The following is a 15,907-nucleotide window of genomic DNA, read 5'->3' on the forward strand; positions in this document are numbered from 1 at the left end:
AAAGGGGGATATGTGAAGATGTCTTCAATACAAATTATATTGCTGTTGATTATTGCAGGCATTACCGGTATCGCAAGCGTATTGGACGAGGGACAGACGCACCGTCCGCTGATTGCCTGTACATTGGTCGGCTTGGTGCTCGGAGACCTGAAAACCGGCATCATTTTGGGCGGAACCCTTGAACTGATGGCCTTGGGCTGGATGAATGTCGGCCTCGCCATGGCGCCGGATACAGCCATCGCTTCTGTAATCTCAACCATTTTGGTGATTACCGCCGATCAGGGAATCGGCGAAGGAATTGCCGTCGCAGTGGCATTGGCAGCTGCAGGGCAGGCGCTGACGATTTTTGTCCGCACGATTACCGTCTTTTTAATCCACCGCGCTGACAAATACGCCAAGGATGGAAATATGAAAGGTATCGAAATCATGCATATTACAGCAATGGTGTTTCAGGCGCTCAGAGTTATGATCCCGACGTTGATTGTGGCGCTGATCAGCGTCAGCGCTGTTCAGGCTTTCTTAGGGAATATTCCCGAAGTCATTACAAAAGGTCTCCAGGTAGGCGGAGGAATTATCGTTGTCGTCGGGTATGCGATGGTGATCAATATGATGAACATTCCTTACTTGAAGCCATTCTTCTACATCGGCTTTTTGTTGGCGGCGTTTACAGACTTCAATCTGGTCGGGTTCGGCGCTCTCGGACTGTGCCTTGCCCTTCTGTATCAGCAGGTCATGCAAAAAAACAGCGCGCAGGGAGCGGTCGCAGCAGCAGCCGCAAACAGCAGCTCGGCTGCTTACGATGATGATGATGATCTTGATGCCTAATCAATGAGGAGGGGACCGAAGAAGATGGAGACAGAAAAAAGATTAACAAAGAGAGAAATTTTCAGCATGTTCATTCGTTCAAATTTTTTGCTCGGATCTTTTAACTTTGAGCGTGTGCAGGCAATGGGCTATTGCTATGTGATGATTCCGGCGATTAAAAAACTGTACGGTCCGGGAGCGAAAAGAAACGAAGCATTGCAGCGCCATCTCGAATGGTTCAATACACACCCGTGGCTGACAGCACCGATATTCGGCGTGACGGCCGCCATGGAAGAAGAGATGGCCAATCAAAAAGGAATTGATGCAAAAGCGATCAGCGGTATGAAAATCGGGTTAATGGGACCGCTCGCGGGTGTGGGCGATCCGATTTTCTGGGGGACGCTGCGCCCGGTGTTAGCGGCTTTGGGGGCATCGCTCGCCTTAGGAGGGAACATTGCCGGGCCTCTGCTGTTCTTTTTCTTCATCAATGCCATAAGATTAAGTACGAAATATTACGGTTTAAAGTACGGCTATGTGAAAGGAATGGAAATTCTTCAGGATTTGGTCGGGAACCGGATTCAAAAGCTGACCGAAGGCGCTTCGATACTCGGATTGTTTGTCATGGGGGCTCTTGTCTCAAAGTGGACCACCATCAACATCCCAATCGTCGTTTCCAGAATTAAGAACGAATCAGGCAAAGTGGAGGTTCAAACGGTGCAGAGTATTTTGGACAGCATCATGCCGGGGGTGCTGCCTTTAGGTTTGACGCTGCTCGTCGCGTGGATGCTGCGAAAAGGCGTGAATCCGCTTCTTATTATATTCGGCATTTTTATCATCGGTATTCTCGGTTATTGGGCCGGTTTTTTGGCATAAGGTTTTGGAAGTCATCCCGAATTCTTAAAAACAGCCGCCCCCGGCATTTCCGGCGGGGGCGGCTGTTTGGAGCAAAATCGGAATGTGCTTGAATATCCAATAAAGATAGGAAGGGAGAGGGTGAATAAAGTGAAAAAGAGGCTGCTTCAATTCGGAGCAATGCTGACCATGATGCTGCCGGCCGGGCCTGTTTACGCAGCCGACCCAAGCTACTATGAGGAGGAACATCGGCCAAGGTACCACTTCACTCCTGAAGCGAACTGGATGAATGATCCAAACGGAATGGTCTATTATGCTGGGGAATACCATCTGTTTTATCAATATCATCCATATGGTTTGCAGTGGGGGCCGATGCACTGGGGCCATGCGGTCAGCAAGGATTTAGTCAGGTGGGAGCATCTTCCGGCCGCGCTGTCACCGGATGATAACGGCACGATTTTTTCTGGCAGCGCCGTAGTCGATTGGAACAATACAGGCGGTTTTCAGACCGGAAAAGAAAAGCCGCTCATTGCCGTTTATACGCAGGACCGCGAAGGGGAACAGGTCCAGAGCATCGCTTACAGCAATGACAAAGGAAGAACATGGACGAAATATCCGGGCAATCCCGTCATTCCGAACCCGGGAAAAAAGGATTTTCGCGATCCGAAAGTATTATGGCATGAAGAAACAAAAAGGTGGGTGATGGTGCTGGCGGCCGGTGACCGAATCATGATATACACATCTCCCAACCTGAAGGAATGGACCTATGCGAGCGAATTTGGAGAGGGGCAAGGCAGCCATGGAGGCGTATGGGAATGTCCTGATTTGTTTCAGCTTTCAGTAGACGGCAATCCGTATGAAAAGAAATGGGTGATGCAAGTCAGTGTTGGAAACGGGTCCGTCTCGGGAGGATCAGGCATGCAATATTTCGTAGGCAGCTTTGACGGCAAGTCTTTTAAGAATGAAAATCCGCCGGGCAAAACCCTATGGACGGACTACGGCAAAGACTTCTATGCGGCTGTCTCCTGGTCCGACATCCCGTCTTCAGACGGACGCAGGCTTTGGCTGGGATGGATGAGCAATTGGCAATATGCAAACGATGTTCCTACATCCCCGTGGAGAGGGGCCATGACGATTCCAAGAGAGGTAAAATTGAAAGCGTTTTCTGACGGAGCCAGAATTGTGCAAGCCCCGGTAAAGGCGCTGCGTTCGATCAGAGGAGCCTCTCAAGGGTGGCGGCATAAGATTATATCCTCCGCAGGCCGCAGCCTGCCGGCTAATTTACCGGGAGACTCCTACGAAATCAATGCAGAATTTCAAGTGAGCGCCGGATCGGCTTCTGAATTCGGTTTTAAGGTTCGAAAAGGAGAAAATCAATATACAAAAATCGGCTATCATCAGGGAAACGGCACTCTGTTCGTTGACCGCAGCCAAACCGGAAACGTCGCCTTCCATCCAAGCTTTAACACCGGAAAGCAGGCTGCTCCGTTGAAGCCGGTGAATGGCAAGGTGAAGATGCGCATTTTTGTCGACCGCTCTTCTGTCGAAGTATTTGGAAACGATGGACAGCAAGTGCTGACCGACCTCATCTTCCCGGATCAATCGAGCAACGGGCTGGAGGTGTATGCTTCAAACGGTTTTGTAAAGCTAAATTCCCTAACGATTCATCCTCTGAAAAAAACTTGGGGAAAGTCCCCTCTCAAGTCAAACCTCGCGGGCTGGACGACCGTAAACGGGTTGTGGGCCGACACCATTGATGGAAAACAAGGACGCTCTGACGGTGATTCTTTTATTACATCTTCAGCTTCCGGAACAGACTTCACTTACGAATCCGACATTACGATTAAAGATGGCAATGGAAGGGGGGCTGGAGCCCTTGTCTTTCGGGCTGGTCAAGATGTGAAAAACGGCTATCTGGCCAATGTGGATGCCAAGCATGACGTAGTCAAATTTTTCAAATTTGAAAACGGATCAGCCTCTGTCATAGCCGAGCACAAAACACCGATAGATGTCAATAAAACGTATCATCTGAAAACTGTCGCCCGAGGCGCAAACGTTAAAATCTATTTGGATGACCGTTTGGTGATTGATGCGCATGATTCAACATTCAAACATGGAACATTCGGTTTGAACGTATGGGAGGCAACGGCAGTCTTTCAGAATGTGTACGTTAATCAATGACAAAGGGCCGGGATTTTGGATCCCGGCCTTAATGCCTTCATAGGACGGTGGGGATGTGCAATTTTTCCAGGGGAACGTTAGCTAGCACGGGACAAAAACGCGCTTCACGATAATTATTGAAAATCGACCCACACCGAGCCTTGCTCTGCTGAACGCACGCAATTTTCGACCCAGCGTATGCCCTCAATGCCGGCGTCAATATCAGGATAAATCAGGTTTTGTAACGTTTGTTTATCTCCGCGGTTTTTGGCGCCAATCGCGACGGCGAATTTCAAATAAATATTGGCCCACGCTTCAGACAGTCCTTTAGTATGCAGGGCGCCAAGCCGCTCATCTGCATTGCATCGGCTGTCCAAATAAGGCATGCCGCGAACGAGCGTCTGGATCGGCTCTCCCTGCACTTCATACTTTAGTTCATTCGGTTTGCTGTCCCACCATTCCAAACTCGCTTTAGAGCCGACGATCCTGATTCTGTGACCATCCATACACCCGGCGTTGATTGAGGAGGCCCACATCGTACCGACCGCTCCGTTTTCATAATGCATCAAGACGTAGGCATTATCCTCGAGCGGGGCGCGGCTCTTGACGAAGCTCTGGCGGTCGCACAGCAGCTCTTTTATGTTCATGTGCGGCATAATGAGCTGTGACATATAATAGGTGTGAGTCGACAGATCGCCCAGCACAAAGCTTGGTCCGGCGATTGCAGGGTCGACGCGCCATTTTTGTGCATCGCTGGTTTTTTCGACTTCATCTGTTGCGCTGAATCCGTGTGTATACTGCAAATCAACCAGGCGAATATCGCCGATTTGCCCCTGTTCAATCATAGCGCGCATTTGAAGCAGCATTTGATTGCCGGAAAAACCGTACGTCACGCCGACAATTTTTCCTTTTTTCTCCGCAAGGGCTTTGATTTCATAGCCCTCTTCTGAGGTGAAAAACATCGGTTTTTCACAGATGACATGCAAATCCGCTTCAAGCGCAGCCTTGCAGATTTCATAATGGGTGCGGTTCGGAGTGGCAATCGAGACCACCTCTATGCCATCGCCTCGCTTGGCTTCTTCCGCAAACATCGTTTGATAATCGGGATAACAGCGTTCTGCACTCACTCCGATGTTCATCCCGAAGTCTTTTCCCCTTTCAGCATCAATATCAAATGCGCCGGCTGTTAATTGAAAGGCTGTATTGTCTCTCAACGCGCCTGTGCGATGTTTATATCCAACCTGGCTGAGCCTTCCTCCGCCTACCATTGCCCAGCGCAAAGGCGTTGAAATGATCCTTTCTCCATTCAGCATGACGAAACCCTCCTATTGGCTGATTGCTTGCTTTAATGCTTTGATCGATATTCTGATGCCAGCTTCCGGTGACATCGTAAGGTCTTCCATTTCCAAAGAAACTTCACCATCATAACCCGTCATTTTCACGACCGAGAAAAATTCTTTCCACCACTGCAAATCTTGTCCGCATCCGACAGCTACATAATTCCACGCCCGATTCGCCGTATCAGTCACTTCCTTTGTTTCTAACACACCGTTTACGGCAGATAAATATCTTTCAATTCTGACATCTTTTCCGTGGACATGATGAATGGCCTCGCCCAGTTCTCTTGCAGCGATGATTGGATCTGCCCCCATCCATAATAGGTGGCTCGGATCAAGATTCAGCCCCACCATCGAGCCAACCGCGTTTCGAAGCCGAAAGAGAGTCTCGGGATTATAGACTAATTGTGAGCTGAAATTTTCCAGCGCGATTTTTTCAACGCCGCAGCTTTCCGCTTTTTTGACAAGCTCTTTCCAGTAAGGGATCGCGACTTCTTCCCACTGGTAGGTTAAGATATCTTTTAAGACAGGCGGCCAGCTCACCGTGTATGTAATCCAGTTCGGCGTATTGTCCTCAGGGCTTCCGGCCGGCAAACCGCTCATCATGATGACTTTTTTGATGCCTAATAATCCTGCAAGCTCCATCGTTTTTTCTGTGACTTCCCTGTGCTCTTTGCCGAGTTCTCCCGGATCTAAAGGATTTCCCGAGCAATTTAAGGCGCAAAGCGTCATATTCCGTTTTTCCAGCGTCTCTGCGAATTCGCGCCTTTTATCGCTGCTTTGCAGCAGTTCATCGAGATTTAAGTGGGGCGCAGGCGACCAGCCTCCGGCTGTCATCTCCAGTGTATTAATTCCAAGCTCTGCGGCTGCGTCCAGCATTTCATCAAAAGGTAAATGTCCTAAACTGTCGGTTACATAAGATAGTTTCATTGAAATTCCTCCTTGGATTTTTTGATCGGCCTGGCGAACGGCAGGCGCCTCATATCGATCATCCCTCCTCTGTGATTTGTAATCGCTTTCTTTTTAAGATTATAAAGTAATGAAATTTGTCTCGTCTTTATCAGATAGAGACATTCTTTTGTCGTTTCAGGACATCATTCTTTCAAATCATAATTTGCCGGCGTGAAATACGGTCATTTTTGATTCCTTGTAAAGCGACCGAAAAAGCCCGGGGGAACTTCCGATCTTGGCGGCAAAGACACGCGTGAAATAGTGGACGGTAAAACCGATTTCTTCCGCGATCTCTTTGATCGATAAATCCGTTGTTTTCAGCAATTCAGCAGCTTTGACGATTTTTTCGTTCTGCACGAATTCCGAGTAGCTGACGCCGAGCTCTGCCGAAAATAAACGGGACAAGTGCCGTCCTGAGATATGAAAGTGGTTTGCGACATCTTTCAGCTTTAATGATTGTGACAGGTTGTCTTGAATATGCAGTTTAACCTCAGTCAGCAGAGCTGAAGTTGTTTGAACGGGCTGCTTTTGCTTCGAATGATGGGCAGAGGGGAGTATGGTTTGAATTAGTGACAGGAGTAAAGCCTGCGACAGATTTTCCAGGATCTCTTTGCAAAAAAACTTTACAGGCTGCGCCGCTTGCAGCATTAATGTTTTCCAAAGCATGCACGGGGCTTCTTCATCTTTTGCAGATAATGCAACAATCCCGGTTTGTTTAATTTCCTCTATTACTTTAATCCATTCAGTGCTTGATCTATCTTCGTTTAACTCAAAAGCGACATAAAGAATGGACAGCCCGGTCTCGCTTTTGATTTGGTGCAATATTTCCGGCCTTGACATAAAAATCGTATTTTCCTTCAGCGGATATTGATAACCGTGCTCGAGATAATAGCCGTCTCCTTTTATCACATAACAAATTTCAAAAAAAGAATGCTTGTGAACGAGTGTATGATAGTGATTTGGCATAGATCCCCAATAGTGGACGAAAAATGAAGCGCCGTCAGGCTCTAAGTGATGCACATATTGATTTAAAGCTGTTCTGCCTGAAACAAGGTGATTCACATTCATGCAAACGCCTCCTGTTCCCTTTAGTTGTCGTTTTTCTCATCATACCAAGACGTGTAAAAATAAAACATCCCTATTGTAGCGGCAAAGGTGAGATGTAGGGAGGACGGAGTCTTCAAAAACTGAAGCTTTATTTCAATCAGGAATTTTTCCGTCTCTATTAAACAAAAATTGAGATATATAACTAATAATTGACAACGCTTTCACGCTGGCTTACACTTAGTTTAATGAGTAAACAAAGTGTAAGCATTAGAAGAAAATAAAGACAGACCTCCAGATTTGGGCAGAGCCAAAATCGAATTGTATGCTCCGCATAAAAAGGTTTGGTACCTATCGAACATGATTCGGCATGCAGCAAATAAGGTTTCCCATCCTCCCTGGTTCGCATGCAATTCTAATTTCTCTGAAAATTCAAAAGTATGGAAAGGCAAACAGGGGGTGGTGCAGAAGCTGTCTATTTCAAAAGTCAAGGCGGCTTGTCCCATGGCATTCAACTGTTAGTGGCATTTGCAGTTTTGTTCCTGTGACCAAAAGCTTTTTAGGGAGGAAAGAATAATGGCTAGCGAAACCCTTGAAAAAATTAGTATGTTTGAAAAATCCGGCTATGCTTCCGGAGATTTAGCATGTAATTTAATTTACACGACGGTTTCAACGTATCTTTTATTTTTCTATACCGATGTTTACGGTTTGTCAGCAGCCGCTGCCGGGACGATGTTTTTAGTTGTTCGGATAATTGATGCGCTTGCCGATCCTTTTATCGGAACAATAGTAGACCGGACAAACAGCAAATTTGGGCGTTTTCGGCCGTATCTGCTGTTTGGTGCGTTTCCGCTTTCAGTACTTGCCATCCTCTGTTTCACAACCCCGGATTTCTCAGATACAGGAAAATTAATCTACGCTTATATTACGTATGTCGGCTTATCTCTCACATATACGACGATCAATGTTCCATACGGCGCACTAACTTCCGCGATGACTAGAAATAACCAGGAGGTCGTCAGCATTACCTCTGTCCGGATGGTCTTTGCCAATCTTGGCGGACTCATCGTATCTTTTTTTGTTCCTTTACTTTCAGCTTATTTAGGTGATACGACCGGAAACAAAGCACTGGGATGGCAGCTGACAATGAGCATGTTAGGCATTATTGGCGCATGTCTATTAATCTTTTGTTTTAAAAGTACAAAAGAACGAGTAACTCTGCAAAAGCCTGAAGAAAAGATTGAATTTTCCGATATATTTGAACAATTTGGGGTTAACCGTCCATTAGTTGTTCTCAGCATATTCTTTATCATTATCTTCGGCGTCAACTCTATAAGCAATTCTGTCGGAATATACTACATGACGTACAACGCAGGCAGAGAAGACCTTGTCAAATGGTATGGCTTGCTCGGAAGCCTGCCTGCTTTGGCCATCCTGCCGTTTATACCACGAATCAATAAATGGCTCGGAAAGAGGAAGCTATTAAATACCGCTTTATTACTCAATATCGTACCGCCGAGCAACGTGTTTCTGGTGCTCTTCTTTCGCGTCATTGCCGCAGTAGGAAGTGTGACAGCCGGGGGGTATATGTGGGCGCTTATTCCCGAAACAATTGAATATGGGGAATATAAGACCGGAAAACGTTTGAGCGGATTGATTTATGCCATTATCGGCTTCTTTTTTAAGTTTGGCATGGCTCTCGGCGGGGTCGTTCCGGGACTGATATTGGACAAGTTCGGCTATGTTGCAGGGCAGGCCCAAACTCCTGAAGCATTGACCGGAATATTAATAACGACAACCGTTGTTCCTGTTATTTTTCTTATCTTAGCTATGATCGACATTAATTTCTACAATTTAAGCGAAGAAAAATATGCAAAAGTCGTACGCGAATTAGAGAATAAGGATAAAGTTACTTGGACAATATGAATGAATCTCGTGAAACCGCCCTTTCAAAACGATATTTTAGGAGGAAAGAGGATGAAAATTATCAATCCGGTGCTTAAAGGTTTCAATCCCGATCCGAGCATATGCAGAGTCGGCGAGGATTATTATATTGCTGTATCTACCTTTGAATGGTTTCCAGGCGTGCAAATCCATCATTCAAAAGATTTAGACAACTGGCATTTGATTGCACATCCATTACAGAGGATTTCACAATTGGATATGAAAGGGAATCCCGACTCAGGCGGAGTATGGGCGCCTTGTTTAAGCTATGCCGACGGAAAGTTTTGGCTCATCTATACGGACGTAAAGGTTGTCGATGGGGCCTGGAAAGATTGTCATAATTATTTAGTCACTTGCGAAACCGTTGATGGCGATTGGGGGGAGCCGATTAAATTAAATAGTTCCGGTTTTGATGCTTCTTTGTTCCATGATACAGATGGAAGAAAATATTTATTAAATATGATGTGGGATCATCGAATAGGCCGCCATTCATTTGGAGGCATTGTGATGCAGGAATATTCCGCAGAGGAAAAAAGGTTAATCAATCATCCGAAAATCATTTTTAAAGGTTCGGATATCAAGCTGACTGAAGCGCCTCACCTTTATCATATCGGAGATTATTATTATTTATTGACAGCAGAAGGAGGGACAAGGTACGAACATGCCGTTACGATGGCCCGGTCAAAACATATCGAGGGGCCGTATGAAATCCATCCGGATAACCCCATTTTAACGTCTTGGCATGACCCGCGAAATCCGTTGCAAAAGTGCGGTCATGCATCAATTGTCCAAACACATACAGATGAGTGGTATTTAGCTCATTTAACCGGGCGCCCGATCCGCCCTGATGATGATTCGATTATTCACCAAAGAGGATACTGTCCGCTGGGAAGAGAAACAGCGATACAAAAATTGGAGTGGAAAGACGGATGGCCTTATGTAGTTGGGGGAAAAGAGGGGAGTCTTGAGGCCGACGCGCCCCGGATACCTGAAACTGCGTTTCCTGCGACATATCCAGAAGTTGATCAATTTGAAGATTCGACATTAAATATTAACTTTCAGACCTTGCGGATCCCGTTTACGAAAGAATTAGGCTCATTAACCGAAAGGCCGAACCATTTGCGCTTATTTGGCCATGAATCGCTGACATCGAAATTTACCCAGGCGTTTGTCGCAAGGCGCTGGCAAAGTCTCCGTTTTATAGTGGAAACTGCTGTTGAATTCCGTCCGGAGAGCTTTCAGCAAGCGGCGGGTTTGGTGAATTACTACAACACCGAAAACTGGACGGCCCTTCAAATCACTTATGATGAGGACCTTGGGCGAATGCTGGACCTCACGATATGTGATAACTTTTCATTTTCACAGCCGATAACAGATAAAATCGTTATTCCCCGCGACATCCAATATGTTTATTTAAGAGTAAATGTTGAACAGGAAACATATTATTACTCGTATTCCTTTAACAAGGAAGACTGGCATATCATTGAGATCATGCTGGAATCGAAAAAGTTATCAGATGATTATGTCCGCGGAGGAGGGTTCTTCACAGGAGCTTTTGTAGGAATGCAGTGCCAAGATACAAGCGGAGCGAATAAGCATGCCGATTTTGCCTATTTTATGTATAAAGAGGTGTGAATGAAAGGATTAACGACCGTTTGTAAAGTCCAGTGAGATTCTGGCTAAAATGTCTTGCTATAAATTCATTATTTTGGGAAACGTGTTTTAGGCAGTGAAATCCGATCGATACAATCAGGATCTGTAAATCAGGGGGGCTGTCCTAAAAGTTCATAAGAACATGGCCTTTTGGACAGCCTTTTTCCTGAAAAAGGAACAGAAAAAGCGCCCAATCAAGGCGATTTTTTGTCTAACCAAAGGGTGTTTATAAGCAGTGTAACATGAATCAACTCATTTTTCTGACGAATGAATACAAAAATCTGGTGAATCAGCTTGAAGCGCGTCGAAAAAGGCACCTGTATGATCATCAGAACACACATCGCCGCACCGCATTATCATGAGAAATTTGATATTCATGAAGAAATTCTTCCGCAAAGCGTTCGGCTGCCCGAGCGGGCGGTGTGCAAGCTGTTGAAGCAGAGGGGAGGCCCTCTTTTTTTATTGTTTTTGCATGCCATTAATAAAGAGGTCTTCTAAAGCAAAACCTGCGATTTTCTTTTGAATTTAAACATCCGAATTCAAGGGGAAAAAGGGATTTTTTTGATCATTATTAAAATTCACACTTTACAGGTAGGTATTATGTGAATTATATTAAATATTAAAATGTAAGTTATTTTTCATCAAGTCTTAAGAAAGAACCGATTAATTAAAAAGGGGATGATCTGGGTTGCCTTTAAAAGCAGGAATTGATCAGTATGTGTTGGATAAGGTTAAGGTTTTACTGGAGAGTCTGGAATATGGAACGGTTCAAATCACCGTTCATGATTCACAAGTGACGCAAATCGAAAAACTGGAAAAACACCGTTTGCCATTACAAGCAAAAACAAAAATACATCAGAAGAACGCCAGGTGATAAAAAAATGAATATGCTCCGATCGGACCACCGAAGGGCTCCTGTTAGTTTACCGTTCACTGGAAGAAGAACAGTAACTAAGAGGACTTTTTTATTTTTAAAAAGGGAACGAGGAGAAAGAAATGGGACATCCAACGATTTATCCGACAGGAGGGACTGTGTTTCATCCTGAAAAAGCAAGCAGCGGCTATACCGTATGATGTCGTCCAAGATAGGATGGGATGGGAAGCCGAGAGCGGGTAACGATAATGAATAAAGGGGGAGAAACCGGATGACGGTTCAAACGGAGGAAATTACGATTAAGCCGGTATCAGGAAGAATCGGGGCTGAAATCAAAGGGGTAACATTAAGCGGGGATTTAGATTCGGCTGCGCTTCACACGCTCAAACAAGCATTAGCCGATTACAAAGTCATATTTTTGAAGGGACAGCATCATTTAGATGATAAAGGCCAGGAGGAATTTGCAAAGTTGCTTGGGGAACCGTACGTTCATCCAAAGGTTCCTGTAAAAGAAAAATCCAACTATATTTTCGAGCTTGATTCTGACAGCGGTGCAAGAGCAAACCATTGGCATACCGATGTCACATTCGCGCCGGAAGTCCCGAAATATTCGATCCTCAGAGCGGTGATCATTCCAAAGGTTGGCGGAGATACCGTTTGGGCCAATACAAATACCGCTTATGAAGAGCTTCCCGGGAGTCTCAAAAAACTGGCCGATCAATTGTGGGCGATTCACACGAATGAATTCGATTATGCATATACCAGATCAGAAGACTTGCCTGATGATGAAGCGAGAAAAAGGCGCCGGGCGATATTCGAATCCACCATTTTTAAAACGAGGCATCCGGTTGTTCATGTACATGCCGAAACAGGTGAAAAACACCTTCTGCTGGGCGGCTTTGCAGGAAGAATCGAAGGCTTTACAACGGGCGCCTCAGAAAGGCTGTTAAGCATCTTTGATGACTATGTCACGCGGCTGGAAAACACGGTTCGCTGGCAATGGACTGAAGGCGATGTAGCGATTTGGGATAATCTCGCCACTCAACACTACGCGGTCGCCGACTATGATGAACACCGTGTCGTACGGCGGGTGACTGTAGGAAAAAGTGTACCGGTGAACATAAAAAATGAAGCAAGCTCACTGATCGGTAAAAAATGAAGATTCAGTGTTTAGAAAAAAGAGGCTGGATTTGTCCAGGCCTCTTTTTAATCTTTCAAATTTTATCCTTTTTCTGCAACACATCCGGTAAAACTCATCATTATACGTTACCTAAAACATTTATAACCGGGCTGGAGGAATGCTTTGAGGAAAGTTGAAGACATTTTCTGGATCATACTTGGCTTTTACCCGGGTCAATCGCTCGAAGTTGCCGCCATAGTATGCTCTAGGCCAGTTCTTGATTGCAAGATCAGGCGTATTCACGTACACTCCCTCGGTAAAGGGCAGCATCGCCTGCCGGAAATCCTCCACCCAGCGGATGCCGAGGGCAGCTTCTTCCTGTGTATTCCATGTAGAAAAAATAGACATATTCGATAAAGCCTTTCTGTAGAAGTAGGCTGTAGCATCTTTTGGCACTCTGGCCACGGCGCCGCCCAATCCGTGGAAAAAAACCGTCACTGAGGTGGTAGGCGGTTTATCAATAAAGCGCCTGATCGTTGTGATGGCCTCATCTGGCAGCGGTTCATTCACAAAGGGTCCTACACTTTTGAAGGGCAAGGGAGAATCAGGCTGGGTGTCCGCTATCCGTTCAACTGCCTCAAGCCAAGGCATCTCTTCAATAAATACCTGTTGCGGCGAGCCTGTGTGAAGCAGAGGCTGCAGCAATTGCCGCAACTTTGCAGCTGAACCAAGGTAGACGCCCTGCATCAGCAGCAGAGACTCTCGCCCTGATGTTATGGTAAGGAGAGGAGTAAGCTTTTCATCGGAGTTCGGAAATGTATACTTCTGCCAGACACGCAGCACCTCTTCCATATTACCCAAGTCCCAGTTTATGCTGGCGTAGGCAACTGTTTCAAGATGATGTGTCCGGAAGCGGAAGGAGGTACAAATGCCAAAATTACCCCCTCCGCCGCCCCGCGAAGCCCAAAACAGGTCGCTGTTCTGAGTGGCATTGGCTCTTATGACCTGACCATTAGCATCGACCATTTCGAGTTCAAGCAAGCTATCGATCGTCAGTCCCCACGGTCGTGACAGACTGCTCTGACCTCCACCAAGAGTCAATCCGGCAATTCCCGTAGTCGGACAAAGTCCGCCCGGCACCACCAGTCCCTCAGGTCCAAGAATCAGTTATAAAGAATAGTCGCGAATTCCGGTTTGTACAGTGACTGTCCCTCTCTTATAATCAATCTCTACCCGGGTCATCTCACTAACATCGATAACGATGCCGGCGTCAACGACCGACAACCCCTCATAGCTATGGCGGCCGGATCGTATGCGTATGGGCACATCCCGATAACGCGCCCAGCGGATGGCGTTAACAATGTCCCGAGTCTCTCTGGCGAAGACGATGACAAGAGGGAATTTATTGAAAAAGGTGTTGAATTCCCTTCGGGCCGAATGATACCCCGTTTCACCGGGTACAACGATCCGTCCTGTTAATTCCGGCTCCTTTTCCCGCCGAACAGATTTTTTTTCTGTGCTCAATCCTACCACGTCCATTCTTTTCATTAGACTTAACACCGTTTGCAAAAATGCTTGTGAAAATGTATGCCAGTTTGGAAGAAAGTATGCGGCTTATGAAAGCGGGCTGAATTTAAATTCGAAAAAACTGGCACGGATCTTGCATCATATTCTTGTAGAGTGAGATATGAGGGAGGATGCAATGATGTGTTGAATACTTCGTAAAATGAAAGCGCTTTTTTAAGTCGTGCCGTTCCAGCCGTTTATGACCAACAATTTTTCATAAGGGGAGTATGAAGATGTCACCAACTAAGGAGAAGGGATCCTTAAATCTGTTGCATTCCACACAAACGATTATAAAAAGAGCCTTGCGCAAATTGGGCTATTCCGAAGAAGTATACGAACTGATGAAAGAACCGATCCGCACATTGACTGTCCGGATTCCGGTCAAAATGGACAATGGGTCTGTCAAGGTGTTTACCGGATACCGCTCTCAGCATAATGATGCGATCGGGCCGACAAAGGGAGGAGTAAGGTTTCATCCTGAGGTGAACGAAGACGAGGTGAAGGCGCTGTCCATTTGGATGACTTTAAAGTGCGGGATTACCAATCTTCCGTACGGCGGGGGAAAAGGCGGCATTGTGTGTGATCCGAGAAGCATGTCTTTCGGTGAATTAGAGAGGCTCAGCCGCGGATACGTCCGCGCCATCAGTCAGATTGTAGGACCGACAAAAGATATCCCGGCTCCTGATGTTTATACCAATTCGCAAATTATGGCCTGGATGATGGATGAATACAGCCGTCTCAGAGAATTTGATTCCCCCGGCTTTATTACGGGAAAACCGCTCGTTTTGGGAGGTTCGCACGGTCGCGAAACCGCCACAGCCAGCGGAGTGACCATATGCATTGAGGAAGCGGTGAAAAGAAAAGGCATCTCTTTAAAAGGGGCCCGCATCATCATTCAAGGCTTCGGCAACGCAGGCAGTTTCATTGCAAAGTTTATGCATGATGCCGGAGCGAAAGTTATCGGCATTTCGGATGCATATGGAGCGCTTTATGATCCGGCCGGTCTTGATATCGAATATTTGCTTGACAGACGCGACAGCTTCGGCACCATTACGAAGCTGTTTACAGACGTCATCACAAATCAAGAATTGCTGGAAAAAGAATGCGATATCCTTGTACCGGCCGCCATTTCCAACCAAATTACAATGGACAATGCGCATCATATTAAAGCGAAAATCGTCGTTGAAGCAGCTAACGGACCGACAACGCTTGACGCCACAAAAGTGCTGAATGAAAGAGGTATTCTGCTTGTCCCGGACATTTTGGCAAGCGCAGGCGGTGTCACGGTTTCGTACTTTGAATGGGTGCAAAATAATCAGGGGTACTACTGGTCAGCCGAAGAAGTCGACAGGAAACTGCGCGAAGTTATGGTCAATTCATTTCAAAATATCTATCAAACTTCTCTTACCCATCAAGTGGATATGCGTTTAGCGGCATATATGGAGGGGGTTAGAAAAATAAGCGAGGCTTCGCGCTTTAGAGGTTGGGTATAATGATTCGTAGGCCGCAGCAATCATGCGGCCGATTTTTACGCAATGGGTGCAAAAAAATTTTTCGTTATTTCTGCAAAAAATAAGGCAATTTGCAATTTATTTTGCATCT

General features: G+C 46.1%; 11 protein-coding genes and 2 pseudogenes. 9 read left to right on the plus strand and 4 right to left on the minus strand.

The window, feature by feature from the left end:
- Nucleotides 1-18: 18 nt before the first annotated feature.
- The 3 genes from MHB78_RS08630 (at nucleotide 19) to MHB78_RS08640 (ending at nucleotide 3,837) form a co-directional block, all read left to right on the plus strand.
- A complete protein-coding gene (locus MHB78_RS08630; protein ID WP_046131521.1) occupies nucleotides 19-825 on the plus strand; it encodes a PTS mannose/fructose/sorbose transporter subunit IIC in 807 nt (268 codons plus the stop codon).
- Between the two features lie 24 nt (nucleotides 826-849).
- Nucleotides 850-1,677, plus strand: a complete 828-nt coding sequence (gene levG / locus MHB78_RS08635; RefSeq protein ID WP_046131522.1) for a PTS fructose transporter subunit IID — start codon at nucleotides 850-852, stop codon at nucleotides 1,675-1,677.
- 129 nt (nucleotides 1,678-1,806) lie between these two features.
- Entirely contained in the window at nucleotides 1,807-3,837 is a 2,031-nt protein-coding gene (locus MHB78_RS08640; protein WP_046131600.1) for a GH32 C-terminal domain-containing protein, read from the plus strand.
- 113 nt (nucleotides 3,838-3,950) lie between these two features.
- Here the strand turns inward: MHB78_RS08640 and MHB78_RS08645 are convergent, their stop codons facing one another.
- The 3 genes from MHB78_RS08645 to MHB78_RS08655 all read right to left on the minus strand — a co-directional run bounded on the left by MHB78_RS08645 (nucleotide 3,951) and on the right by MHB78_RS08655 (nucleotide 7,172).
- Nucleotides 3,951-5,129 carry a Gfo/Idh/MocA family oxidoreductase gene (locus MHB78_RS08645; RefSeq protein WP_046131523.1) on the minus strand — a complete coding sequence of 393 codons (1,179 nt, stop codon included), beginning with the start codon at nucleotides 5,127-5,129 and terminating at the stop codon, nucleotides 3,951-3,953.
- A gap of 12 nt (nucleotides 5,130-5,141) precedes the next feature.
- Nucleotides 5,142-6,083: a sugar phosphate isomerase/epimerase gene (locus MHB78_RS08650; protein WP_046131524.1), complete on the minus strand. Its 942-nt coding sequence runs from the start codon at nucleotides 6,081-6,083 to the stop codon at nucleotides 5,142-5,144.
- A 177-nt stretch (nucleotides 6,084-6,260) separates the two neighbouring features.
- On the minus strand, nucleotides 6,261-7,172 hold the full coding sequence (locus MHB78_RS08655; RefSeq protein ID WP_046131525.1) for an AraC family transcriptional regulator: 912 nt from the start codon (nucleotides 7,170-7,172) through the stop codon (nucleotides 6,261-6,263).
- Nucleotides 7,173-7,724: 552 nt separating this feature from the next.
- Here MHB78_RS08655 and MHB78_RS08660 point away from each other — a divergent pair.
- From MHB78_RS08660 to MHB78_RS08680, 5 genes and pseudogenes are all read left to right on the plus strand, one after another.
- A pseudogene (locus MHB78_RS08660) lies at nucleotides 7,725-9,085 on the plus strand (MFS transporter); the annotation flags it as partial.
- Nucleotides 9,086-9,125: 40 nt separating this feature from the next.
- The gene (gene xynB / locus MHB78_RS08665; RefSeq protein WP_046131527.1) at nucleotides 9,126-10,727 is read left to right on the plus strand and encodes a xylan 1,4-beta-xylosidase; all 1,602 of its coding nucleotides are present in this window, start codon (nucleotides 9,126-9,128) and stop codon (nucleotides 10,725-10,727) included.
- 339 nt (nucleotides 10,728-11,066) lie between these two features.
- Complete coding sequence (locus MHB78_RS08670; protein WP_197672603.1) at nucleotides 11,067-11,243, plus strand: hypothetical protein; 177 nt, start codon at nucleotides 11,067-11,069, stop codon at nucleotides 11,241-11,243.
- A 190-nt stretch (nucleotides 11,244-11,433) separates the two neighbouring features.
- Nucleotides 11,434-11,619, plus strand: coding sequence for a YezD family protein (locus MHB78_RS08675; protein WP_046131529.1), 186 nt, complete (start codon nucleotides 11,434-11,436; stop codon nucleotides 11,617-11,619).
- Nucleotides 11,620-11,890: 271 nt separating this feature from the next.
- On the plus strand, nucleotides 11,891-12,778 hold the full coding sequence (locus MHB78_RS08680; protein WP_046131530.1) for a TauD/TfdA family dioxygenase: 888 nt from the start codon (nucleotides 11,891-11,893) through the stop codon (nucleotides 12,776-12,778).
- Between the two features lie 120 nt (nucleotides 12,779-12,898).
- Here MHB78_RS08680 and MHB78_RS08685 read toward each other — a convergent pair.
- Nucleotides 12,899-14,278: pseudogene (locus tag MHB78_RS08685) on the minus strand (FAD-binding oxidoreductase).
- Nucleotides 14,279-14,532: 254 nt separating this feature from the next.
- On the opposite strand from MHB78_RS08685, the gene MHB78_RS08690 reads away from it, so the two are divergent.
- A complete protein-coding gene (locus MHB78_RS08690; protein WP_046131531.1) occupies nucleotides 14,533-15,798 on the plus strand; it encodes a Glu/Leu/Phe/Val dehydrogenase in 1,266 nt (421 codons plus the stop codon).
- Nucleotides 15,799-15,907 lie beyond the last annotated feature (109 nt).

It is taken from the genome of Bacillus sp. FSL K6-0138 (genome assembly GCF_037982765.1).
Lineage (GTDB): Bacteria > Bacillota > Bacilli > Bacillales > Bacillaceae > Bacillus > Bacillus glycinifermentans.